The organism is Pseudomonas sp. JL27(2026) (genome assembly GCF_056933555.1).
This window is the reverse complement of the sequence record NZ_CM167794.1, coordinates 364,221-384,619: the sequence shown is the minus strand read 5'-3', so window position 1 is coordinate 384,619 and position 20,399 is coordinate 364,221. Positions and strand designations below refer to the sequence as shown.

Sequence of the window (20,399 nt, the reverse complement as noted above, 5' to 3'; positions counted from 1 at the left end):
CGGACCTAAATTAGGAGTTCGTTCGACATGCTGCATTTGTCCCGCCTCACCTCGCTGGCCCTGACGATCGCTTTGGTGATCGGCGCGCCTCTGGCGTTTGCCGCCCAAACCGCGCCGCCGGCGACGGCTGCGACCACTCAGTCGCCATTGCCGCTGGACGAGTTGCGCACCTTCGCCGAGGTCATGGACCGGATCAAGGCAGCCTATGTCGAACCGGTAGACGACAAGACCCTGCTGGAAAACGCCATCAAGGGCATGCTCAGCAACCTCGACCCGCATTCGGCCTACCTGGGCCCGGAAGACTTCGCGGAACTGCAGGAAAGCACCAGCGGTGAGTTTGGCGGCCTGGGCATCGAAGTCGGCGCTGAAGACGGCTTTATCAAAGTCGTTTCGCCCATCGATGACACCCCCGCATCCAAGGCAGGCATCCAGGCGGGCGACTTTATCGTCAAGATCAACGGCCAGCCGACGCGCGGACAGAGCCTGACCGAAGCCGTCGACAGGATGCGCGGCAAGATCGGCCAGAAAATCACCCTGACCCTGGTCCGCGATGGCGGCACGCCGTTCGACGTGACCCTGGCCCGCGCGGTCATTCAGGTCAAAAGCGTGAAGAGCCAGTTGCTGGAATCCGGCTACGGCTATATCCGCATCACCCAGTTCCAGGTCAAGACCGGTGAAGAGGTCTCCAAGGCCCTGGCCAAGCTGCGCAAGGACAACGGCAAGAAGCTCAACGGCATCGTGCTTGATTTGCGCAACAACCCTGGCGGCGTGCTGCAATCGGCGGTTGAAGTGGTCGACCACTTCATCACCAAAGGCCTGATCGTTTACACCAAGGGCCGGATTGCCAACTCCGAACTGCGCTTCTCGGCCACCGGCAAGGACGAAAGCGAAGCGGTGCCATTGGTGGTGCTGATCAACGGCGGCAGCGCCTCGGCCTCGGAAATCGTTGCCGGCGCCCTGCAAGACCAGAAGCGTGCCGTGGTCATGGGTACGACCAGCTTCGGTAAAGGTTCGGTGCAAACCGTGTTGCCGCTGAACAACGACCGCGCATTGAAAATCACCACGGCGCTGTATTTCACGCCGAACGGCCGCTCGATCCAGGCCCAGGGCATCGTTCCGGACATCGAAGTGCGCAAAGCGAAGATCACCAATGAACAGGACGGCGAGTACTTCAAGGAAGCCGACCTGCAAGGTCACCTGGGCAATGGCAACGGCGGTGCCGACAAGCCAACCGGCTCGAGCGGCAAAGCCAAGCCAATGCCACAGGACGATGACTACCAGTTGGCCCAGGCCCTGAGCCTGCTCAAAGGCTTGAGCATTACGCGCAACCATTGAGATGCGCTTCGCGCTGCTACTGAGTCTGTTGTGCTGTCTGACGGGTGTTGCTCACGCCGCGCCCGCCGAGACAGCGACCTCGCCTCACAAGGCCTACCTGAGCCTGATCATCGATGACCTGGGGCAAAACCTGCCCCGGGATCGTCGTGTGCTGGCGCTGCCCGGCCCGGTGACCACGGCAATCATGCCCGATACGCCCCACGCCACCGAATTCGCCCGCGAAGCTCATCGCGCCGGCAAAATCGTCATCCTGCACATGCCCATGGACCCAGCCACCGGCCCTTTCGCCTGGCATCCCGAACTGCCCATCGAAGAACTTGAAAAACGCCTGAACGCAGCGTTCAAGGTCGTGCCGTACACCAGCGGCATCAACAACCACATGGGCAGCCGCATGACTGCCCAGCAGCCAGCCATGGCCTGGTTGATGGGTGAGCTGCAACGTCGGCACAAGTTCTTTGTCGACAGCCGCACCAGCGCGCAGACCGTCGCGGCGGCCGAGGCGCAGAAAATTGGCTTGGCGAGTGTTTCACGGGATGTGTTTCTTGATGACGAGCGTACCGAAGCGGCCATCTTCACCCAGCTCCAAACGGCCATCAGCCTGGCGCGCAAACAGGGTTCGGCGGTGATGATCGGGCATCCGTATCCGCAAACCCTGGCGGTGCTGGAGCGCGAGTTGCCCAAGCTCAAGGCTCAGGGCATTGAGTGGATCGATATCAAGTCGATGATCGGCCTGCGTGGCAATCGAGCAACGGCGGCGCATGGCAAGAATGGAAACTATCGCTCCCCCTCCCACGAGTAGCTGATTCCTCACGAACAGCATCACTCGCCAACACCGCTTCCCCCGCAGCTTTATCGGCGCACCCGGCGCAACAACTATCTATTCCTCAGGGCACCGTGCCAGGCGACCACCTTCAATTACAGCTACCCGGCCAACTTCCTGCACCTGTGCTTTATCGAAGGTATTTTCGATGCCGATGCGCCGAACTGCTCACTCAAGCCTGTGAACCTTACGGTTACCCAGCCCTGGAACATCAAGCCTTATGTGCACACGCAAAAAAACACGGCAGGGCAGCCACTCACCCGGTCATTGTTGAAAAATGCGTTTACCCACGCGGTGTACTTGACCTCTGCCGAGCCGATACCCGGCATCAGCCCGGATTACCGTGTGACCTGGGAAGTCTTGCATGCGGACTTCATTCACAACTATTTCTACTCCGCCCCCGCTGACGGTCAGCACTGTGGCGACATTGATGACCCTCGTTACAAGCCTGCTCCCGAGAGCATCACCTTCGTCGAGGAACAACTGCCAGTCATGTTGTGCAGTTATGTTCGCAACCATTCCGGGCAACCCTCATCGATACGCACCGACCGGATTGAACGCCCCTGAACACCCCTAAAGATATCGCGTCATGATGTCACTCACTGCGGTGTTCTTGCGCGCTTGAGCCAGTGCTTTTATACCTGCACGTAAAATTCGAATACGTAAAAATAAGCAATTACTTACAACCAGACACACACGTAAAAAACAAAAAATCATATTGTAAATTAAACTACAAACGCACTACAGAAACACTCCACCCATACAATATTTGAATTCAGAAACAAGGATCAGTTATGAATTTTAGACTCCCTCTATTGAAAGCCTGCGCTTTAACAGTACTAGGACTGTCTCAAACAGCTTGCACAACCGGCACTATCGCGACCTCTGAGAGCACCTTATTAAAAAACGCAAACGGCCAATATAAACACTGGAATGGAATTGGCAAACTGTTCGATAACGGCACACCAACCTGCACGGCAAGCCTGCTGGATACTCGCAATAATGACAACAAAGCAACCGGGCCTGCTTACTTGCTAACTGACGGCCACTGCGGCTTGGGAATTTATTATCAGAACCTGGACAGCGCTTCAGGCTTGAGTGTTACATTCAACTACTTTAACGACACTCCAGACGTTCACAAGAGTTACGACGTTCAAAAAGCAAACTGGGTAGAAATTCCCTATACTGACTTTGCCATCATGGAGCTTGTCGCCCCGCTAGACACGCTACTGAAAGACGGGATTACACCGCTAAAACTTTCATCTGATGCAGCTTCTACAGTTAGCAACATTCTCATCGTTGGCGCGCCTGACGGGCTACCGGAAACCGGCCTTCGCCTTGCAGCCTGCACCCAGGAGCCAACAGATTCCGTCCTGGTCCAAAGCGGTTCAGTCTATCCAGACATCCGGAAAAATAATTGCCAAGATATACGCGGAGGCTCTGATGGAAGCCCTGTCCTTGAACCGGAAACAGGGAAAATTGCAGGCATGCTTTTTTCAAGTACGCATTACGCCGAACCAGACAGGTTATGTTTCAATGGCAGCCCTTGCGAAGTAAAAAATGCAACCCCATTTTCAGCCAACAACACAAACTACAGCAACCCTACCCATGCCATTTCAGGGTGTTTCGTTAACGGCCACTTCGACCTCAAATCAGATAGCTGCACGTTAAGCTCCACGATAAACTTCGACAGTACATATGCAAAAAACCCATACCAATCAGCACCTACTACCGACAAGGAAACGCCAACATGGAAAACTTACTTCTCAGTTGACACACCATTTTATCGATATAAATCTGTTCGCGATGCAAAAGCCTGTTATTCCCCTCACGCATACAGCGACGCAATCAATGCTTCCAATGCATCAATCGATACGCCAATAGGCCGCGAAGTCGGAATGTATTTCCTTTGCGTGCTAGGCGTCGAATCAGCAGAGCAAAAGCTGACTACTGCCTGGCTCAAAAACGCCGAGATAATCCCGGCACTGCTCGTGGAGCCAGCACCTGCCAGAATGCCAGAACCCACAATAAAACTCACAAATGACGGAAACTACCATATCACCTGGAACCGTCTTCCTCCTTTATTCAATGATATTTACTATTACACAGGCCCTGCCGACACAACTAATTGCGCCGAGATAGCACGGAAAGACTTCACCTATCACAGAGGAGGGGTGACGTTTAACGCAGAACAACTTCCTCTCACCCTCTGCAGTTACAATAGAAACATGGCCCTTCGTGAGTCAGAAGTACGCGCAGACCTGCTGCCAAAAGCCTCGAAATTACTCACAGATACCGCGCCATGATGTCGTCCACCACGCCTTCCTTACGCAACTGATCCAGCGCGGCCTGAAGCCTGGTCACTACCTCGTCCGGCACCTCTTTGTTCAGCGCCAGGTACAACTCGGCGCTGTTGAACCGCAGCACGGTCTTAAGACCCGTCACGCCGTCCTGACGAGCGAGGTAACGACCCGCCGGGTCACCCGTGGCCCAGAGGTCGATCTGGCCGTTGACCAGCTTCTTGGCGTTATCCTGATCGCGCAGCACCACGATGGGCCTGAGCCCTTGCCTGGACAGGGTTTCGGCAATCGCATCACCCTTGTAGGCGCCGATCTTGTATTTACGCGCCTGTTCCAGGGAGTCGAGGGTGATTTTGCTGTCCGCCCTGGCCAGCATGATCCAGTCATCCGGGCCGATAGGGCCGACCCATTTGAAGAGTTTTTCCCGGTCCGGCAGGCGCGCCGTCACAAACACGCCATACCCCGGTTTTTCCAGGGCGAGTTTGTAGATTCGCTCCCAAGGGAAACGCAGCGTCAGGCTGTAGGTGATATCGGCACGCTTGAACATCTCGCGGACGATGTCCACCGCAATGCCGTCGATGTTCTCGTCCTGAGCGAAGTTCTTGCCGTTCTTGGCCATGTTGTACGGCGGGAAGTTTTCCGTCAGCAGCACCAGGGAGGTGCCCGGATTGTCTGCGGCGTACGCGCTTGCTGCGAGCAACACCGAAGCACTGGCAAGAGCGAGAAGAAGACGTTTGAGCATGACGGTTACCGGAATCCATGGCGTGCCCCAGAGTGCCGTGAGGCCGCCATGCTGTCCAGTGGCCTTTATCGACCTAGCGTACGCAGATTCCGCGTTGAGCCATGTAGGCCTTGGCCTCTGGCACGGTGTACTCGCCGAAGTGGAAAATACTCGCCGCCAACACTGCGCTCGCATGGCCTTCGAGGATCCCGTCCGCCAAGTGCTGCAAATTGCCGACACCGCCAGAGGCAATCACCGGAATCCCCAGTGCATCGCTAATGGCCCGGGTAACACCCAGGTCGAAGCCGTTTTTCATGCCGTCCTGGTCCATGCTGGTCAGCAGGATTTCACCCGCCCCCAGCCCTTCCATTTTCTTCGCCCACTCCACCGCGTCCAGCCCGGTGGGCTTGCGACCGCCGTGGGTGAAGATTTCCCAACGCGGAGTTTCGCCCGGCAGTGAAACCTTCTTGGCGTCGATGGCGACAACAATGCATTGCGAGCCGAAATGCTGCGCGGCTTCGCCGACGAACTCAGGGTTGAACACGGCCGCTGTATTGATCGAGACCTTGTCCGCGCCGGCATTGAGCAGGTTGCGGATGTCTTGCACGGTTCGCACGCCGCCGCCCACGGTCAGCGGGATGAACACCTGGCTGGCCATGCGCTCGACGGTATGCAGCGTGGTGTCGCGACCATCGACGCTGGCGGTGATGTCGAGAAAGGTAATCTCGTCGGCGCCCTGCTCGTCATAGCGACGGGCGATTTCCACCGGGTCGCCGGCGTCACGGATGTTCTCGAACTTCACGCCTTTGACGACCCGGCCGTTGTCCACGTCCAGGCAAGGAATGATGCGTTTGGCCAGCGCCATGGTGAGTCCTCAGCCTTTGTACGAATCGCAGAAAGCTTGCGCTTCAGCAACGTCGAGAGTGCCTTCGTAAATCGCCCGGCCGGTGATGGCGCCGATGATGCCTGGCGCCTTGGCGTCGAGCAGCGACTTGATGTCACCCAGGTTGTGAATGCCGCCCGAGGCGATCACCGGAATCCGCGTGGCCGCAGCCAGTGCAGCGGTGTACGACACGTTGCAGCCCTGCATCATGCCGTCTTTGGCGATGTCGGTGTACACGATGGCGGACACGCCGTCAGCTTCGAACTGCCTGGCCAGGTCGATCACCTGCACGGTGCTGATTTCAGCCCAGCCGTCGGTGGCGACAAAACCGTCCTTGGCGTCCAGGCCGACGATCACCTTGCCCGGGAAGGCGCGGCAGGCCTCAGCGACGAAGGCCGGATCTTTCACGGCTTTGGTGCCGATGATCACGTAGCTCACGCCCGCCTTCACGTAGTGCTCGATGGTTTCCAGCGAACGAATGCCGCCACCGATCTGGATCGGCAGGTTCGGGTAACGCCTGGCGATAGCGGTGACCACTTCGCCGTTGACCGGTTGGCCTTCAAAGGCGCCGTTCAGGTCGACCAGATGCAGACGGCGGCAACCGCCCTCCACCCACTTGGCAGCCATGCTCACCGGGTCATCGGAGAACACCGTGGAATCTTCCATGCGGCCCTGGCGCAGACGTACGCAGGCACCGTCTTTAAGATCGATAGCGGGAATAATCAGCATCTGGCAAACCTTTAAATTCGATTTTTCAGCGTTGCTCGGAAATCAGTTTTTCTCGAGCGCCCACAAGTCGCTTTCGATGCTTTCGAACCTCTCTTTGAGGTGCGTCTGCACATCGAAAATCGCCCTGTTGTAATAGTGCGGAGCAATTTCACGGGTAAACAGCTCAAGAATCTCAGCCGCCTCGAACGAACCGAGGTCGAGTTCAAAGCGGTCTTCCATGAAGCGCTTGATCTTGCTGTTGGCCTCGTTCTCTTGCTCGGGGGTGAGCGTGAGAATCGGCGGCTTCTTCTTGACGGCCATTACCAGTTACCGTCCCACGCAGCGAAGTTCTGCAACAATTGCAGGCCATGGGTATGGCTCTTCTCGGGGTGGAACTGCACGGCGAAACGCGAGCCTTCGGCCAGCGCTGCGGCGAAATCGACGCCGTAGTGACCGCCACCCACCACCTGGCGCGGGTTACCGGCGGCGATGTAGTAGCTGTGCACGAAATAGAAACGCGCCAGGTCCGGGATGTTGTGCCACAGCGGGTGATCCACCGTCTGCTTCACTTCGTTCCAGCCCATGTGCGGGACTTTCAGATGCTCACCGTCCTCGTGCAGACCTTTGCCGAAAAACTTCACCTGGCCGGGAAACAGGCCGATGCAGTCGACGCCGTCGTTCTCTTCACTGCGCTCGAGCAAAGCTTGCATGCCCACGCAGATGCCTAGGAACGGACGGTCCTGGCTGACTTCACGCACCAGCGAGTCGAAGCCCAGACGACGGATCTCCGCCATGCAGTCGCGAATCGCGCCCACACCGGGGAAAACCACCCGGTCGGCTTCGCGAATCACGTCGGCATCACTGGTGATCAGCACCTTGCCGGCACCTACGTGTTCGAGGGCCTTGGCCACCGAGTGCAGGTTGCCCATGCCGTAATCGATAACCGCGACCGTCTGCATTACAAAACGCCCTTGGTCGAAGGCATTTGCCCGGCCATGCGCTCATCCAGCTCGACGGCCATGCGCAGGGCGCGGCCGAAAGCCTTGAACACGGTTTCGATCTGGTGGTGAGTGTTGGTGCCACGCAGGTTGTCGATATGCAGGCTGACATTGGCGTGGTTGACGAAGCCCTGGAAAAACTCCTGGAACAGGTCCACGTCAAAACCGCCCACGGTGGCGCGGGTATAGGGCACGTGCATTTGCAGGCCAGGGCGACCGGAGAAATCGATTACCACGCGTGACAGCGCTTCATCGAGCGGTACATAGGCGTGACCGTAACGACGGATGCCTTTTTTGTCGCCGATGGCTTTGCTGAAGGCTTGGCCCAGGGTGATGCCGACGTCTTCCACCGTATGGTGGTCGTCGATATGCAGGTCGCCCTTGCTCTCGATATCCAGGTCGATCAGCCCGTGACGGGCGATCTGGTCCAGCATGTGCTCAAGAAAAGGTACACCGATATCAAATCGGGCCTTTCCGGTGCCATCCAGGTTGATCGAGGCTTTGATCTGGGTTTCCAGAGTGTCGCGCTCGACGGACGCCTTACGTTCGGCCATCACCAGCTCCGCAAAATCATTGGGCGAAAAAGGCAGCCATTATAGGGTCGCGAAGGACAAACTTAAAACACGGGAAATGATCTCCCAGACGGGCTGAACCCAATGCCGCCGGGGGTGTACATGTCCATACAAGCCAACAATATCTGCATCTGACATCAGATCCATGATCGGCAGAAGTCAAATGTGGGAGCGGGCTTGCTCGCGAAGAGGGAGTACCAGTCGACATAAATGCCACCTGTAACACCGCCTTCGCGAGCAAGCCCGCTCCCACAAGGTCCGCCGACACCTTGAGGAGCCGGGCGAACCCTGAAGCTTTGCATTAGTGGAACAGCACCGCCGTTTTCTGCAACGTGACCCACACACCCCACGCCAGCGGAATACCCACCACCAGCCAGGCCGCAATGGTCAACGGCAGGCTGCCCGGCGACGCTTTCCACTCCAGCACGGTGCTGCTGTCAGCCCCCTTGTCGTGACCCCGCGCCTGTTCGGCGGCGAGTTCGGTGTCAGTCATGAAGTACTTGTCAGCCACCGGGCGCACCAGCAGGTTGCAAAGGAAACCCAATGCCAACAGGCCTGCAAGGATGTACAGCGTGATGTCGTACGCTGCCGCACGCTCGACGCCGATTGCCAACTGGTATTCACGCAACAAGGTCACCAGCACCGGACCGAGAATCCCCGCCGCCGCCCATGCGGTCAGCAAACGACCGTGAATGGCACCGACCATTTGCGTACCAAACAGATCCGCCAGGTACGCCGGCACCGTCGCAAAACCACCACCGTACATCGACAGAATGATGCAGAACGCGGCCACGAACAGCGCGATGTTACCCAGATGACCGAGGTTGGGAATCAACGCATACAGGGCGAAACCTAGGGCAAAGAACACAAAATAGGTGTTTTTGCGGCCCAGGTAATCCGAAAACGACGCCCAGAAGAACCGTCCACCAATGTTGAACAAACTCAGCAAACCGGTGAAACCGGCGGCAATCGCGGCGATCTGCGCCAATTGCGCAGCATCCAGCTGATTGAAGGTCAGGTCATTGCCCAGCAACTTGCCGGCGAACACTTCCTGCAACAGTGGCGACGCCATGCCGATAATGCCGATACCCGCCGACACGTTCAGGCACAGCACCAGCCACACCAGACGAAATTGCGGGGTTTTCCAGGCCACATTCACGTGGACATGGCGGTGAGTGATCATCGCGTTCGCGGCTTTCTTCGCCGGCGCACTCCAGCCCTCAGGCTTCCAGCCCGTTGGCGGAACACGATAGGCCAGGGCGCCGCCGATCATGAACACGAAGTAGATCGCCGCCATCACCAAAAAGCTCTGCCACACGCCCACGCTGGTGGGCGTCGCAAAGTGACTCATCAACGCCGCCGCCAGCGGAGCACCGACCATTGCACCACCGCCAAACCCCATGATCGCCATGCCGGTGGCCATGCCGCGCTTGTCCGGAAACCACTTGATCAGGGTCGAGACCGGCGAGATGTAACCCAACCCCAGACCGATACCGCCAATTACCCCGGAGCCTACCCACATCAGCCAGATCTGGTGGGTATAAACCCCCAACGCCGAAATCAGCAGACCACCGCACCAGCACAATGCCGAAACGACGCCGGCCTTGCGCGGCCCGGCGTGCTCCAGCCAACCGCCCCAGATCGCAGCCGAACAGCCCAGGAAAATGAAAAACAGGGTGTAGATCAGGCTGAGCATCGAGATCGGCCAGTCGCACTCGGACGAAAAGATCTGCGCGATCAAGCTCATTTCAGGTGCGCAGGCCACAGTGGTCGTGACGCCCAGCGCCTTGGACAACGGCAACCAGAACACCGAGAAGCCGTAGGCCATGCCGATACAGAGGTGGATGGCCAGCGCGGCCGGTGGAACCAGCCAACGGTTGAAACCGGGCCTGGCGATGATGCGCTCCTTGGACAGGAACGCAGGCTGGACGGGAGCAATGCCCGCCTCGGTGCTCGTGCTCATTAGTGTTTCCCCCAATTATTAGTATGGTTCGCCAGTCACCCGCCTCCCACAGCCTTGTGCACGCAGGCATGGCCGTTTTTTTCGGTGAGGCTCCATTAGGGCGCGACGCTAAGTCGCAGAAGGACGGACGAACGGGCAAAGGGTACCATTTGCCCATGACAGAAAAGCCAATCTGATACGGCCTTTTCCGCGCCATCTGTTCTCGTATTGATCAAGGATCATCCATGCCCATCGTCGTCGAGTCGCTGAACCAGGCCACGCTCCAGGATCAGCAAGACCTGCAGAAAATCTACCGCGACGCCCCGCAATGGCTTCTGGCGCCGTTTGCCGACGACCTGCAACTGATCGAAAGTTTCCTGGGCGACGGCTCGCTGATTGCCGGGCGCTTCAATGACCGGCTGCTGGGTGCGGCACGCCTGCAACGTCAGCAAGACGTCTGGACTCTGTCCCATTTGTGCGTACGAAAAATCACCCGCCGCCGTGGCGTTGCGGAGCGGCTGGTGAACCAAGCGCAGGAAATGGCGTCGCAATGCGGCGCGACATTGCGCCTGCTGGCGCCAGACGGGCACCTCGAAGCCCAGGCTCTGGCGGCCAAGCTGCGGTTACCGCTGGAGGTGCTGTAGACGCGATCCGTGACCAGCCGTCAGTTTCGGAGCGCTATACTCCCCGGCTAAATTCGAATTCGACTAACTACAAGGACTCGCCCATGAAAGCGTTCGGCAAAATCCTGGGTCTGGTACTTCTCGGGCTGTTGCTGATCATTGTGGCGCTGGGCTTTGCCCTGACCCACCTCTTCGATCCCAACGACTACAAAGACGAGATTCGCCAGATTGCCCGCGACAAGGCCCACATCGAGCTGACGCTCAATGGCGACATCGGCTGGAGCCTGTTCCCCTGGCTGGGCCTTGAATTGCACGAAGCCAGTGTCGCGACCCTGGCCAACCCCACTGCCCCGTTCGCCGACCTGCAAATGCTCGGCCTGTCGGTACGCGTGCTGCCGTTGCTGCGTCGCGAAGTGCAAATGAGTGATGTGCGCGTCGAAGGCCTGAACCTGCGCCTCAATCGCGACAAGAACGGCCACGGCAACTGGGAAGACATCGGCAAGGTCGCGCCCCTAGCCAAACCTGCCAATGCTCCGGCGGCCAGCTCTACGGAACCGGCGGCTGAAACCGCAACCGTGGAAAAACCGGCCCAACCGATTCGCCTGGACATCGACAGCCTGACCGTAAACAACGCGCGGGTCGAATACAACGACGAGCAGACCGGCAAGCAGTTCAGCGCCGAAAGCATTCAGTTGAGCACCGGGCCGGTCCATGACTCGACCAACATTACCGTCAAGCTCACGGCGTTCCTGGCGAGTAACCAACCGGTCCTGCGGGTCCGCACCGAACTTAACGGCCAGTTGCGTTTCGAGCGCGCCCTCAAGCGCTATCAGTTCGAAGACATGAAACTCGCCGGCGAAGTCTCCGGTGACCCTCTGCAAGGCAAGACGATGACCTTCTCGGCCCAGGGCCAGTTGCTGCTGGACAAGGCCGCGAACATCGCCGAGTGGACCGGGATCAAAATCTCCGCCAACCAGCTTCGCGCACTCGGTGAACTGAAGGTCAACGACCTGGACAAGACCCCGCAGATCAGCGGCGCAATCTCGATTGCCCAGTTCGACCTGGCCAAGTTTGTCGACAGCATCGGCCAGAAACTCCCGGCCATGGCCGAAGGCAGCCTCAGCAAGGTTGAACTGGTCAGTCGCATCGCTGGCACGCCCAGCAGTGTGTCGCTGGACAACATCAACCTGAAACTTGACGACAGCAGCTTCAGCGGTCGCATCGCCGTCGAGGATTTCGCCAAGCAATCGCTGCGTGTGCAGCTCAAGGGCGACACCTTCAACGTTGATCGCTACTTGCCGCCAAAATCCGCCGAGGCCAACAGCGCCACCGTGGCGCGCCAGGCCGAGGTCAACAGCACCGAGGCCGATGCCATGGCAGGCGCCGGCACCACACCGTTGCCACAAGCGCCGACCAAGGGCGCCTGGAGCACCGAAAAGCTGCTGCCCACCGAACGCCTGAGCAAACTGGACGTGGACGCCGACCTGACCTTCGGCCAACTGACCCTCGACAAACTGCCGATCCAGAACGCCACGCTCAAAGCCACCGGCCAGGGCGGCCTGCTGACCCTGCAAAACCTGCGCGGCGAGCTGTACAACGGCAGCTTCGACGCCAAGGGCACCCTCGACGTACGCCAGCCTGTGCCCCTGCTGAGCATGCAGACGCAGATCAGCAAGGTGCCGGCGGAAAAGATTCTCGAAAGCCAGGGCAAAAACCCGCCGGTCAAAGGCCTGGTGACACTCAACAGCAACCTGACCGCCAGCGGTAACAGCCAGAAAGCGCTGATCGACAGCCTCAACGGCACCGCCAGTTTTGTCATCAACAACGGCGTGTTACTCAACGCCAACCTTGAACAACAACTGTGCAAAGGCATCGCCACCCTGAACCGCAAAACCCTCAGCGGCGAGCCTCGCGGCAAGGACACGCCGTTCCAGGAGCTCAAGGGCAACCTGACCTTGCGTAACGGCGTGGCCAGCAACCCGGACCTGAAAGTGCGCATTCCCGGCATGACCGTCAACGCCGATGGCGACGTCGACCTGCGGGTGCTGGGCATGGACTATCGCGTGGGCATCATCGTCGAAGGCGACAAGAGCGACATGCCAGACCCGGCTTGCCAGGTGGGCGAGAAGTTCGTCGGCATCGAGTGGCCATTGCGCTGCCGTGGCCCGCTGGAGCTCGGCGCCAAGGCCTGCCGCCTGGATAACGAGCGCTTGGGCCAGGTCGCCAGCAAACTGGCCGGCGACCGGATCAGCGAAAAAATCGACGAAAAACTCGGCAATAAAGTCAGTCCTGAACTGAAAAACGCCCTAAAGGGACTGTTCAAACGATGAGAGCGGAGCAGTTTTCAACGGCGGTGCTGGACTGGTACGACCGCCACGGCCGCCACGATCTGCCTTGGCAACAGGGCATCACCCCGTATCGGGTGTGGGTCTCGGAAATCATGTTGCAACAGACGCAGGTCAGCACCGTGCTGAACTACTTCGACCGGTTCATGGCATCCTTGCCGACGGTCCAAGCGCTGGCCGCCGCACCGGAAGATGAAGTGCTGCACCTGTGGACCGGGCTGGGCTACTACACCCGCGCCCGCAACTTGCAGAAGACCGCGAAGATTGTCGTGGCCGAGTACGGCGGCGAGTTCCCACGGGATGTCGAGAAGTTGACCGACTTGCCGGGCATCGGCCTGTCCACCGCGGGCGCCATCGCCAGCCTGAGCATGGGCCTGCGAGCGCCGATCCTCGACGGCAACGTCAAACGCGTGCTGGCGCGTTTTACCGCGCAAGAGGGCTACCCCGGCGAGCCCAAGGTCGCCAAACAGCTCTGGGCCACCGCTGAACGCTTCACACCTCATGACAGGGTCAACGCCTACACCCAGGCGATGATGGACATGGGCGCGACGCTTTGCACCCGCAGCAAACCGAGCTGCCTGCTGTGCCCGCTGGAAAAGGGCTGCGAAGCGCACATGCTTGGCCTGGAAACCCGCTACCCGATCCCCAAACCGCGTAAAACCGTGCCACAGAAGCGCACGCTGATGCCGATGCTCGCCAACCGCGACGGCGCCATTCTGCTTTACCGCCGCCCCTCCACAGGCCTGTGGGGCGGTTTGTGGAGCCTGCCGGAGCTGGACGACCTCGCAGACCTGGAACACCTGGCCATGCAGCACTCGCTGACACTGGGCAAACATCAGGAACTGCCGGGGCTGGTGCACACCTTCAGCCATTTCCAGTTATCGATCGAACCCTGGCTGGTCCAGGTCCAGGAGGCCAGCCATCACGTGGCCGAGGCCGACTGGCTCTGGTATAACCTCGCCACCCCGCCGCGCCTGGGCCTTGCCGCCCCGGTGAAAAAACTGCTGAAGCGCGCGGCCGATGTATTGAACGCAGGAGAGTCGTCATGACCCGCACCATCATGTGCCGCAAGTACAAAGAAGAATTACCTGCCCTGGAGCGCCCGCCGTTCCCAGGCGCCAAAGGCCAGGACATTTTTGACCACGTCTCGCAAAAGGCCTGGGCCGACTGGCAAAAACACCAGACTCTGCTGATCAACGAAAAACGCCTGAACATGATGAACGCCGAAGACCGCAAATACCTTCAGGGCGAAATGGACAAGTTCTTCTCCGGCGAGGATTACGCCAAGGCCGAAGGCTACGTTCCACCGGCCGAGTAATCCCGTAAAACCGGGGGTTGGATCGTAAGCGACGGTAATAATTAAATATTTTTTGAAAACTTGCTTGACGACCCCCTGAAAAACCCGTTTAATGCGCCCCGTTGCCCAGATAGCTCAGTCGGTAGAGCAGGGGATTGAAAATCCCCGTGTCGGCGGTTCGATTCCGTCTCTGGGCACCACATTCAGCTTTCATGTGGTGTCAACATCACATGAAGGCCCACAAAAAACCCGCCAAGTGCGGGTTTTTTGTTGCCTGCGATTTAACCGGCACGCCTGGAATGTTCAGGGCGATGCGAGTCAACGCTCACACCCTGAACCTGCCTCGCTCAGACCTCGCCGCGTAAACGCCGCTCCCGCTCGGCGCGCTCTTCGAGGGGACCTGGTGGTGGATTGCCAATCAGGTACAGCGGCGGCACAACAATATGCCCCGCTGCCGGCAATTGCGCCAAACGCTTGATGACCGAGCGGACCGAGTCCGCGCTTTGCCTGGTGCTGATCTGCAGGTGCGGCAGCTTCCCGAAGGGCTGCTTCATTTTCACGGTGTAGACGCGAAATCGGGTACTGCCCATGCGCCCAAGATCCCGATAGTGATCCACGGTTTCCAGGTGGGTGATGTCTTCAAAGGGAATGAACCGGGATAGCAGCGCAGCGTGATCGTGTTTATCACCGATCGCCAGGTTCAGGCCTCGCTCGTCGAACCACGCGCGGTAGATCGTGCTCGGAACGATCCGGCCGACGACGACTGCCAGGAGAAACGGGTAGGTGGTCGCTACTCCCGCCATCAACAGGATGAGCCAATCCACATCGGTCGTCAGCGCCCAGAAAAACCCGATCACCGCCGCCGGCCAACCGAGCTTGAACGACCATGCAGCCCAAGGTCGGGCTTGGCAAAATATTTCAAGGTCACCCCGGCCATCGATCATGCAGATGCTATCGGGAAACAGCTTGATCGAGACCTCACCCGAGACCGGCAGCGGGTCCGCGATTGCCTCGGGCGTGGCAGGGCGACGAGACTTGGCCATCACAGCGTATTGACGTAGTCGATTGGCAGAAACACCGTGTCCAGCGCCGCATCCACCGGCAGTGACACCACGGTCACCAACGGGCAGACCAGCGAGACGTAACACAAAATGCCCGCAGGCGAGCCTTCGCCCCCCGTCTTGTTGACCCCCAGCAGCATCAGCCCGCCATCGACGCCTTTGTAATAATCGGCTTGCGACTCTGCGCCCAATCGACCCAGCATGGTCCCGCAACCCGCCACGCTCGCCATCAGCCCCAGGAGAACCCCAAGGCGTAAAATCCGTTTCAAATCCTGTTTCCTTTTATCGAGTTCACACGGTGCGCTGTACTGTGACGCGACGACTTGCCGTATCCATGGAAAACTACGCGCATTCGCAGCGCGCAAGTGTAATGGCATTGAATGACCCTGCGCGCCCTCCAATGCGATGAGCCCAGCCCCGCACAAGGACAGTGAGCAGCATGACCCGCAGAAAAAAGCCCACGCCCCCAGCCTCGCGTCGCGATGCACGGTTGTTTCTCGGGTTCGCTGCCCTGCTGGCCGTAATGGCCTGCCTGACAGCCTTCAGCGTGGTTGACGGCCTGATGCACGGCGCCATCAACTCGATGACCCGTTTCGGCCCCAAAACGCTCTACAGGCTCACAGAAGACGCCAGGATGTATCGCTTCACGCTTATCTGGCACAGCGTGATAGCCACGGTGCTGGTGATACTGGCTGGCGTGTCGTTTCGGGTCAGTCGGGCCTTGGCGCCTGATCGCAAGCCGTAGGCCGCCCCGCCGAAGCGGACGAGGTGGCCTGCATCCGCTTGCGCAACCGACTGCGCAACGCAATCGCCGGCTTCTCGACCAAGCGGTAACTGACCCACCCCAACACCATCGAAGCTGCCATCAAGGTGAGCATGTCCAGGTACGTGGGTGTCGTCATCCCAAAGGTGCGCCAGACCCAGATCAGCAGGAAATGATTGAGAAAAACCCCGTAGCTGATGTTGCCCAGCAGTTGGTCCAGCGGCCCCGATGACGTTCGCGCCAACAGGAAAATCATCGGCACCCCGACGACAATCCCCAGCAGCACTTCGGCATTGAAGGGCACCCTGTTGACGCCGAACACCAGGGTCGCCACCAGCAACGCACAGCACAACCCGCAAGTGGCCACGATCGCCAGCGTCTCGTACCGGCCCTTCTCATACAGAAAACTGCCCAGCAGAAACATGAACAATGTGCCCGGCAGCAACCGGTAGCCAAACCAATCGGTATTGATCGTCGTCGAATAGGCGAACAGAAACACCACCAGCGAACTGCCGAATGCCAGCCAGCGCAGGCGAAAAATCAGCAAAAACGGAATCACCAGGTAAAAACAGGCTTCGAGCCCCAACGACCAGGCGGGCGGGATAATCACGCCGTCGGCCATCAGCGGCGTCATGTAAAAACTGTTCGGCACGATCAGCGCGTTCAGGATCAGGCTTTGCCAGGTGATCGCGTGCACAAAAAAGTCATGCACATCGGCTGCAAAAAAGTAGATGACGCTCAGCGTCAGATAGAAAAGATACTGCGGCTACAACCGCATCAACCGGTCCAGGTAAAAGTCGGGAATCGACCCGGGGGCCAGGTAGTAGCGCTTGATCAGCGCGGTCATCACATAGCCCGACAGCATGAAGAACGAAATCACCGCGACCACCCCGGGATTCAACCCCAGGACTGTCAGCCCCATGTGCGACACCAGCACCAGCAAGGCCAGGATCAAGCGGTACGTTCCCATGCGAATCCCTGTGGATGGAAAGAGGAACCGCACTCTAGCAAGCCTGGCTCATCGATAGCCAACAGCCGTATCGCGAACGGGATCGAACAGGCAGGGCAGCCCCCACACACTCACATGCCCCGACAACCGGGGCATGTGTTCCAAACAGGCCAGACAGCGGTGATTGTCGCTCTTCACTTCTGGCCTCAAGCACCCGTCATTTGGCATCCTTCCAGTGCGCATTCACGTCCCGGATAGTGCCTCCCACCAGCGTCACCGAGCTTTGTTCCTGCTGCCCGTTACGGGTCGCCGTCACGTTGTACCTGCCCGCAGGCAGATTGATATAAACGATAGGCCCGACCTGATTCAGCGCCAGTACCGAGTGGCCCTGCATGTTCTGGATCATCACATCCACATCCGGTACATATTCATTCGCCGGCCCCGTGGAGAACGTCAGATGCAGGTTGTAACCCTTGGCCTGATGAATCGCCCGCGACTCATCCAGGCCAATGCCCCCTGACAGGTACGAGATCCCGTTTTGTTGTTGTGGCTCCAACTGGACGACCGACATGTCGATCGGCTCCTGGCTTGGGCTGGCAGCCAGCAAAATCGAGGAAGGCCACACCGACAGTGCCGCTGCCAGCGCGGTGGAAAATGCCAATGCGTTAAAGGACTTCATAACGACTCCCAGGGCTCGTACAGAACCCGTCGAAGGCGATGCCAACCCTGATTGCCCGTACCCACAAAGTGGCGGCATCGCAGTTCTTTGCCTGCACTGCGCAGCGATCGCGCTACGCGGGCCTGCTGTTCACGAGGGATGCAAAACAAAGCCTCGCTCTTATAAGTTTATGCCCCACCCCGTGGCCGATTAGATCAATTAGGCGTGAAGCCCTGCACAAAACCGGCTACCTGCTTCAAGGCACACACGGCTAAAACACCCACACCGTGAATGTTCCCTTCGGTTTTTCGCACAACTGCGCTTCAATAGCTCACCCTGCGCCTGGATAGAGGACCAACGCCAATGGCATCCGCGGACAAACAACAGAAACGAGCCAAGCGCGCAAAAGCCAAGGCTAAACAAAACAGGACCCAGCGAGCAGCGCCTCAGGTCGACCTGGACCCGAACGACGACCGCATCGACTTCGAGTCGGTGGATTTGTCCGACCTGTTCGGCAGAATGCGCACCGCCGAGAAAATCAGCCAGCAAGCGCTGTGCACAGCCTTCCTGGAAGACCCGCTGCTGGCACTGGTGCTTGAGCAGGAAGGCGAGGAAGAGGCTACGGACTTCATCCTCGCGGCACTGATCGAGTACCGCCAATGGTCCACCGAGGCGGACGAAGCCAAGGCCCTGGCCTGGATCGAAAGCCCGCAGTTCCAGGCTGACTATGTCGCGGCCTCCGAGGCGCTGCAGAAATCGCCACGCTGACTCTGCGAGTCGAAAAAAACGGCTGCTGTCATACCTGACAGCGGCCGTTTCTCGTTGTGCTCCATTACTGCGAATTAGCAGTCGCGGGGGAATACCTGCAGATTGTTCCCCCACCACATGAAGACTATCGTGGGCAGCAACTGAGCCCAGGTCTCTCTCAAATGAACGCGCCGATCACACCCTCCCGGACACCACCGCGGCCTGCCCAGGCTGAAGAGCCACGACCAGCCCTCGGCCCGTGCAACTCATTCCGAGAGCCCGCTGCCGACGGGGTTGTGCTCGGCGGTTTCACGTGGCGTCATCCGCGGCACGCTGACGACCGCCCGGTCGTCATTATCAACGCGGCCACCTCCGTACGTTGCCGGCATTACTTTCGCTTTGCCGACTACCTGTTTGCCAATGGCTTTGATGTCATCACCTATGACTACCGAGGCATCGGCGAATCACGCCCGGCCTCCTTGCGCGGGTTCAAGGCCTCCTGGTCAGACTGGGGCGCACTGGATTTCGAGGCCATGCTGCAACGGGCGCTACGGGAGTTTCCCGGCCAGCCGATCGACGTGGTCGGCCATAGCTTTGGCGGCTGCGCAGCCGGGCTGGCCGCTTCCGGGCACGCGATCCGACGCCTGGTCACCGTGGGCGCGCAATTCGCTTACTGGCGAGACTACGCCTCGGCCAGCCGCTGGCGGATGTTCATCAAGTGGCACCTGTTCATGCCACTCATGACGAAATGCTACGGCTACTTTCCCGGCAAACGCCTGGGCTGGCTCGAAGACACGCCCGCCGGTGTCGTCCATGACTGGAGCACCCCGACCGCCCGCTATGAACAACGGCCCAGCGGTCGGGTCATCGCCGCGAAACCTGAAGGCCTGTCGTTCGCTGCGGTCACCGCGCAAGCCCTGGCCATCAGCCTCAGCGACGATCCTTACGGCACTGTCCCCGCCATCGAGCGCTTGCTCGGCTACTTCACCGCCAGTGCCAACACCCACCTGCGAATCACCCCCGAAGACATCGGCGAAGTGGAAGTCGGACATTTCGCCTTTTTTCGCAGCCCGTACCAAGCCACACTATGGCCCATTGCATTGTCCTGGCTACAGAACGGCGAACTGCACCCCGGCACGCCCGGACGGTTAGTGCTCCGCAGCGCCCCGACCTGAGCTGCCCTCCCCCACACGAATACGGAACGAAGTACATGGCTGCCACGAACAAACAACAGAAACGCGCCAAACGCGCCAAGATCAAAGCCAAGCAGATTCGCATCAGCGGCAGAAAACCCATCGCCATGCATGACGACCCGAACGCGCCCGCCGAGCAGATGCCCGAGTACACCCTGGCGATGTTCGGCAACATGCGCGAAGCAGAAGCCATCAGCCGCAACGACATGCTGATGACCTTGCTGACGTCGCTCAGCGGGATCATCAACGACCATCCAGAACTGCTGGACATGGAAAACGCCGAGAACGAAGCCATGGCCGCCACGCACCTGGCTGCCGACATGCTGATCGACTACCGCATGTGGGCCGACGGAATGGACCGTGAAGCAGCCCAGGCCTGGCTCACAGAACCGCAGTTCATCACCGACTTCGGCAGTGCGCTGGACAGCTATCGCGAGTCGCTGGACGAGCCCGAGGCCAAAAGCGAGTAACCACGCCGCAAGCC

24 protein-coding genes and 1 tRNA gene are annotated in these 20,399 nt (G+C 59.2%); 13 read left to right on the top strand and 12 right to left on the bottom strand.

The window, feature by feature from the left end; all coding sequences use genetic code 11:
* Window positions 1-27 precede the first annotated feature (27 nt).
* From AC1Z1G_RS01755 to AC1Z1G_RS01740, 4 genes are all read left to right on the top strand, one after another.
* Window positions 28-1,335, top strand: coding sequence for a S41 family peptidase (locus tag AC1Z1G_RS01755; RefSeq protein WP_483624355.1), 1,308 nt, complete (start codon window positions 28-30; stop codon window positions 1,333-1,335).
* A gap of 1 nt (window position 1,336) precedes the next feature.
* On the top strand, window positions 1,337-2,134 hold the full coding sequence (locus AC1Z1G_RS01750; protein WP_483624353.1) for a divergent polysaccharide deacetylase family protein: 798 nt from the start codon (window positions 1,337-1,339) through the stop codon (window positions 2,132-2,134).
* A gap of 201 nt (window positions 2,135-2,335) precedes the next feature.
* Window positions 2,336-2,722, top strand: coding sequence for a hypothetical protein (locus AC1Z1G_RS01745; RefSeq protein WP_483624351.1), 387 nt, complete (start codon window positions 2,336-2,338; stop codon window positions 2,720-2,722).
* 227 nt (window positions 2,723-2,949) lie between these two features.
* Window positions 2,950-4,461 carry a trypsin-like serine peptidase gene (locus AC1Z1G_RS01740; protein WP_483624349.1) on the top strand — a complete coding sequence of 504 codons (1,512 nt, stop codon included), beginning with the start codon at window positions 2,950-2,952 and terminating at the stop codon, window positions 4,459-4,461.
* Here the strand turns inward: AC1Z1G_RS01740 and AC1Z1G_RS01735 are convergent.
* The 7 genes from AC1Z1G_RS01735 to AC1Z1G_RS01705 form a co-directional block, all read right to left on the bottom strand.
* On the bottom strand, window positions 4,442-5,197 hold the full coding sequence (locus tag AC1Z1G_RS01735) for a substrate-binding periplasmic protein (protein ID WP_483624347.1): 756 nt from the start codon (window positions 5,195-5,197) through the stop codon (window positions 4,442-4,444). The two genes, AC1Z1G_RS01740 and AC1Z1G_RS01735, sit on opposite strands and share 20 nt — an antisense overlap.
* Window positions 5,198-5,270: 73 nt before the next feature.
* Window positions 5,271-6,041 carry an imidazole glycerol phosphate synthase subunit HisF gene (gene hisF / locus AC1Z1G_RS01730; RefSeq protein WP_054595158.1) on the bottom strand — a complete coding sequence of 257 codons (771 nt, stop codon included), beginning with the start codon at window positions 6,039-6,041 and terminating at the stop codon, window positions 5,271-5,273.
* Between the two features lie 9 nt (window positions 6,042-6,050).
* Window positions 6,051-6,788 carry a 1-(5-phosphoribosyl)-5-[(5-phosphoribosylamino)methylideneamino]imidazole-4-carboxamide isomerase gene (gene hisA, locus AC1Z1G_RS01725; RefSeq protein ID WP_483624345.1) on the bottom strand — a complete coding sequence of 246 codons (738 nt, stop codon included), beginning with the start codon at window positions 6,786-6,788 and terminating at the stop codon, window positions 6,051-6,053.
* Between the two features lie 42 nt (window positions 6,789-6,830).
* Window positions 6,831-7,088: a DUF2164 domain-containing protein gene (locus AC1Z1G_RS01720; RefSeq protein WP_071552372.1), complete on the bottom strand. Its 258-nt coding sequence runs from the start codon at window positions 7,086-7,088 to the stop codon at window positions 6,831-6,833.
* Window positions 7,088-7,726: an imidazole glycerol phosphate synthase subunit HisH gene (gene hisH / locus AC1Z1G_RS01715; protein WP_483624343.1), complete on the bottom strand. Its 639-nt coding sequence runs from the start codon at window positions 7,724-7,726 to the stop codon at window positions 7,088-7,090. The genes AC1Z1G_RS01720 and hisH overlap by 1 nt, the downstream gene beginning before the upstream one ends.
* Window positions 7,726-8,319, bottom strand: a complete 594-nt coding sequence (hisB, locus tag AC1Z1G_RS01710) for an imidazoleglycerol-phosphate dehydratase HisB (RefSeq protein WP_347903312.1) — start codon at window positions 8,317-8,319, stop codon at window positions 7,726-7,728. Before hisB ends, hisH begins: the two co-directional genes overlap by 1 nt.
* 319 nt (window positions 8,320-8,638) lie before the next feature.
* Window positions 8,639-10,300 (bottom strand): OFA family MFS transporter, encoded by a 1,662-nt coding sequence (locus AC1Z1G_RS01705; RefSeq protein ID WP_483624341.1) that lies wholly within the window; start codon window positions 10,298-10,300, stop codon window positions 8,639-8,641.
* Window positions 10,301-10,524: 224 nt separating this feature from the next.
* On the opposite strand from AC1Z1G_RS01705, the gene AC1Z1G_RS01700 reads away from it, so the two are divergent.
* The 5 genes from AC1Z1G_RS01700 (at window position 10,525) to AC1Z1G_RS01680 (ending at window position 14,744) form a co-directional block, all read left to right on the top strand.
* On the top strand, window positions 10,525-10,923 hold the full coding sequence (locus AC1Z1G_RS01700) for an acetyl-CoA sensor PanZ family protein (RefSeq protein ID WP_483624339.1): 399 nt from the start codon (window positions 10,525-10,527) through the stop codon (window positions 10,921-10,923).
* Between the two features lie 83 nt (window positions 10,924-11,006).
* The gene (locus AC1Z1G_RS01695; protein WP_483624338.1) at window positions 11,007-13,232 is read left to right on the top strand and encodes an AsmA family protein; all 2,226 of its coding nucleotides are present in this window, start codon (window positions 11,007-11,009) and stop codon (window positions 13,230-13,232) included.
* Window positions 13,229-14,296: an A/G-specific adenine glycosylase gene (gene mutY, locus AC1Z1G_RS01690; protein ID WP_483624336.1), complete on the top strand. Its 1,068-nt coding sequence runs from the start codon at window positions 13,229-13,231 to the stop codon at window positions 14,294-14,296. The genes AC1Z1G_RS01695 and mutY overlap by 4 nt, the downstream gene beginning before the upstream one ends.
* Window positions 14,293-14,565 carry an oxidative damage protection protein gene (locus AC1Z1G_RS01685; protein WP_347903308.1) on the top strand — a complete coding sequence of 91 codons (273 nt, stop codon included), beginning with the start codon at window positions 14,293-14,295 and terminating at the stop codon, window positions 14,563-14,565. Before mutY ends, AC1Z1G_RS01685 begins: the two co-directional genes overlap by 4 nt.
* 103 nt (window positions 14,566-14,668) lie before the next feature.
* A tRNA-Phe gene (locus AC1Z1G_RS01680) sits at window positions 14,669-14,744 on the top strand.
* A 147-nt stretch (window positions 14,745-14,891) separates the two neighbouring features.
* Here AC1Z1G_RS01680 and AC1Z1G_RS01675 read toward each other — a convergent pair.
* Together AC1Z1G_RS01675 and AC1Z1G_RS01670 are read right to left on the bottom strand one after the other, a co-directional pair.
* Window positions 14,892-15,587, bottom strand: a complete 696-nt coding sequence (locus tag AC1Z1G_RS01675; protein WP_483624334.1) for a hypothetical protein — start codon at window positions 15,585-15,587, stop codon at window positions 14,892-14,894.
* On the bottom strand, window positions 15,587-15,874 hold the full coding sequence (locus tag AC1Z1G_RS01670) for a YceK/YidQ family lipoprotein (RefSeq protein ID WP_483624333.1): 288 nt from the start codon (window positions 15,872-15,874) through the stop codon (window positions 15,587-15,589). Before AC1Z1G_RS01670 ends, AC1Z1G_RS01675 begins: the two co-directional genes overlap by 1 nt.
* A 170-nt stretch (window positions 15,875-16,044) precedes the next feature.
* Between AC1Z1G_RS01670 and AC1Z1G_RS01665 the strand changes: the two genes are divergently transcribed.
* Window positions 16,045-16,350: a hypothetical protein gene (locus AC1Z1G_RS01665; RefSeq protein WP_483624332.1), complete on the top strand. Its 306-nt coding sequence runs from the start codon at window positions 16,045-16,047 to the stop codon at window positions 16,348-16,350.
* Here the strand turns inward: AC1Z1G_RS01665 and AC1Z1G_RS01660 are convergent.
* From AC1Z1G_RS01660 to AC1Z1G_RS01650, 3 genes are all read right to left on the bottom strand, one after another.
* Window positions 16,316-17,116 (bottom strand): acyltransferase family protein, encoded by an 801-nt coding sequence (locus tag AC1Z1G_RS01660; RefSeq protein WP_483627725.1) that lies wholly within the window; start codon window positions 17,114-17,116, stop codon window positions 16,316-16,318. The genes AC1Z1G_RS01665 and AC1Z1G_RS01660 overlap by 35 nt on opposite strands.
* Before the next feature lie 18 nt (window positions 17,117-17,134).
* Window positions 17,135-17,338, bottom strand: a complete 204-nt coding sequence (locus tag AC1Z1G_RS01655) for a hypothetical protein (protein WP_483624330.1) — start codon at window positions 17,336-17,338, stop codon at window positions 17,135-17,137.
* A 196-nt stretch (window positions 17,339-17,534) separates the two neighbouring features.
* A complete protein-coding gene (locus tag AC1Z1G_RS01650; RefSeq protein ID WP_483624328.1) occupies window positions 17,535-17,996 on the bottom strand; it encodes a carboxypeptidase-like regulatory domain-containing protein in 462 nt (153 codons plus the stop codon).
* 342 nt (window positions 17,997-18,338) lie between these two features.
* Here AC1Z1G_RS01650 and AC1Z1G_RS01645 point away from each other — a divergent pair, with 342 nt between their 5' ends.
* The 3 genes from AC1Z1G_RS01645 to AC1Z1G_RS01635 all read left to right on the top strand — a co-directional run bounded on the left by AC1Z1G_RS01645 (window position 18,339) and on the right by AC1Z1G_RS01635 (window position 20,385).
* Window positions 18,339-18,743: a hypothetical protein gene (locus AC1Z1G_RS01645; RefSeq protein ID WP_483624327.1), complete on the top strand. Its 405-nt coding sequence runs from the start codon at window positions 18,339-18,341 to the stop codon at window positions 18,741-18,743.
* Between the two features lie 161 nt (window positions 18,744-18,904).
* Complete coding sequence (locus AC1Z1G_RS01640) at window positions 18,905-19,897, top strand: alpha/beta hydrolase family protein (protein ID WP_483624325.1); 993 nt, start codon at window positions 18,905-18,907, stop codon at window positions 19,895-19,897.
* Window positions 19,898-19,932: 35 nt separating this feature from the next.
* On the top strand, window positions 19,933-20,385 hold the full coding sequence (locus AC1Z1G_RS01635) for a hypothetical protein (RefSeq protein ID WP_483624323.1): 453 nt from the start codon (window positions 19,933-19,935) through the stop codon (window positions 20,383-20,385).
* The last annotated feature ends 14 nt before the right edge of the window (window positions 20,386-20,399 follow it).

Coding starts and splice junctions, on each gene's coding strand:
- AC1Z1G_RS01720 (WP_071552372.1), bottom strand. CDS start 7,088: ATGGCCGTCAAGAAGAAGCCGCCGATTCTCACGCTCACCCCCGAGCAA.
- AC1Z1G_RS01755 (WP_483624355.1), top strand. CDS start 28: ATGCTGCATTTGTCCCGCCTCACCTCGCTGGCCCTGACGATCGCTTTG.
- AC1Z1G_RS01735 (WP_483624347.1), bottom strand. CDS start 5,197: ATGCTCAAACGTCTTCTTCTCGCTCTTGCCAGTGCTTCGGTGTTGCTC.
- AC1Z1G_RS01655 (WP_483624330.1), bottom strand. CDS start 17,338: ATGGGAACGTACCGCTTGATCCTGGCCTTGCTGGTGCTGGTGTCGCAC.
- AC1Z1G_RS01650 (WP_483624328.1), bottom strand. CDS start 17,996: ATGAAGTCCTTTAACGCATTGGCATTTTCCACCGCGCTGGCAGCGGCA.
- AC1Z1G_RS01645 (WP_483624327.1), top strand. CDS start 18,339: ATGGCATCCGCGGACAAACAACAGAAACGAGCCAAGCGCGCAAAAGCC.
- AC1Z1G_RS01695 (WP_483624338.1), top strand. CDS start 11,007: ATGAAAGCGTTCGGCAAAATCCTGGGTCTGGTACTTCTCGGGCTGTTG.
- AC1Z1G_RS01740 (WP_483624349.1), top strand. CDS start 2,950: ATGAATTTTAGACTCCCTCTATTGAAAGCCTGCGCTTTAACAGTACTA.
- AC1Z1G_RS01705 (WP_483624341.1), bottom strand. CDS start 10,300: ATGAGCACGAGCACCGAGGCGGGCATTGCTCCCGTCCAGCCTGCGTTC.
- AC1Z1G_RS01685 (WP_347903308.1), top strand. CDS start 14,293: ATGACCCGCACCATCATGTGCCGCAAGTACAAAGAAGAATTACCTGCC.
- AC1Z1G_RS01675 (WP_483624334.1), bottom strand. CDS start 15,587: ATGGCCAAGTCTCGTCGCCCTGCCACGCCCGAGGCAATCGCGGACCCG.
- AC1Z1G_RS01640 (WP_483624325.1), top strand. CDS start 18,905: ATGAACGCGCCGATCACACCCTCCCGGACACCACCGCGGCCTGCCCAG.
- hisB (WP_347903312.1), bottom strand. CDS start 8,319: ATGGCCGAACGTAAGGCGTCCGTCGAGCGCGACACTCTGGAAACCCAG.
- hisF (WP_054595158.1), bottom strand. CDS start 6,041: ATGGCGCTGGCCAAACGCATCATTCCTTGCCTGGACGTGGACAACGGC.
- AC1Z1G_RS01700 (WP_483624339.1), top strand. CDS start 10,525: ATGCCCATCGTCGTCGAGTCGCTGAACCAGGCCACGCTCCAGGATCAG.
- AC1Z1G_RS01665 (WP_483624332.1), top strand. CDS start 16,045: ATGACCCGCAGAAAAAAGCCCACGCCCCCAGCCTCGCGTCGCGATGCA.
- mutY (WP_483624336.1), top strand. CDS start 13,229: ATGAGAGCGGAGCAGTTTTCAACGGCGGTGCTGGACTGGTACGACCGC.
- AC1Z1G_RS01750 (WP_483624353.1), top strand. CDS start 1,337: ATGCGCTTCGCGCTGCTACTGAGTCTGTTGTGCTGTCTGACGGGTGTT.
- hisH (WP_483624343.1), bottom strand. CDS start 7,726: ATGCAGACGGTCGCGGTTATCGATTACGGCATGGGCAACCTGCACTCG.
- hisA (WP_483624345.1), bottom strand. CDS start 6,788: ATGCTGATTATTCCCGCTATCGATCTTAAAGACGGTGCCTGCGTACGT.
- AC1Z1G_RS01635 (WP_483624323.1), top strand. CDS start 19,933: ATGGCTGCCACGAACAAACAACAGAAACGCGCCAAACGCGCCAAGATC.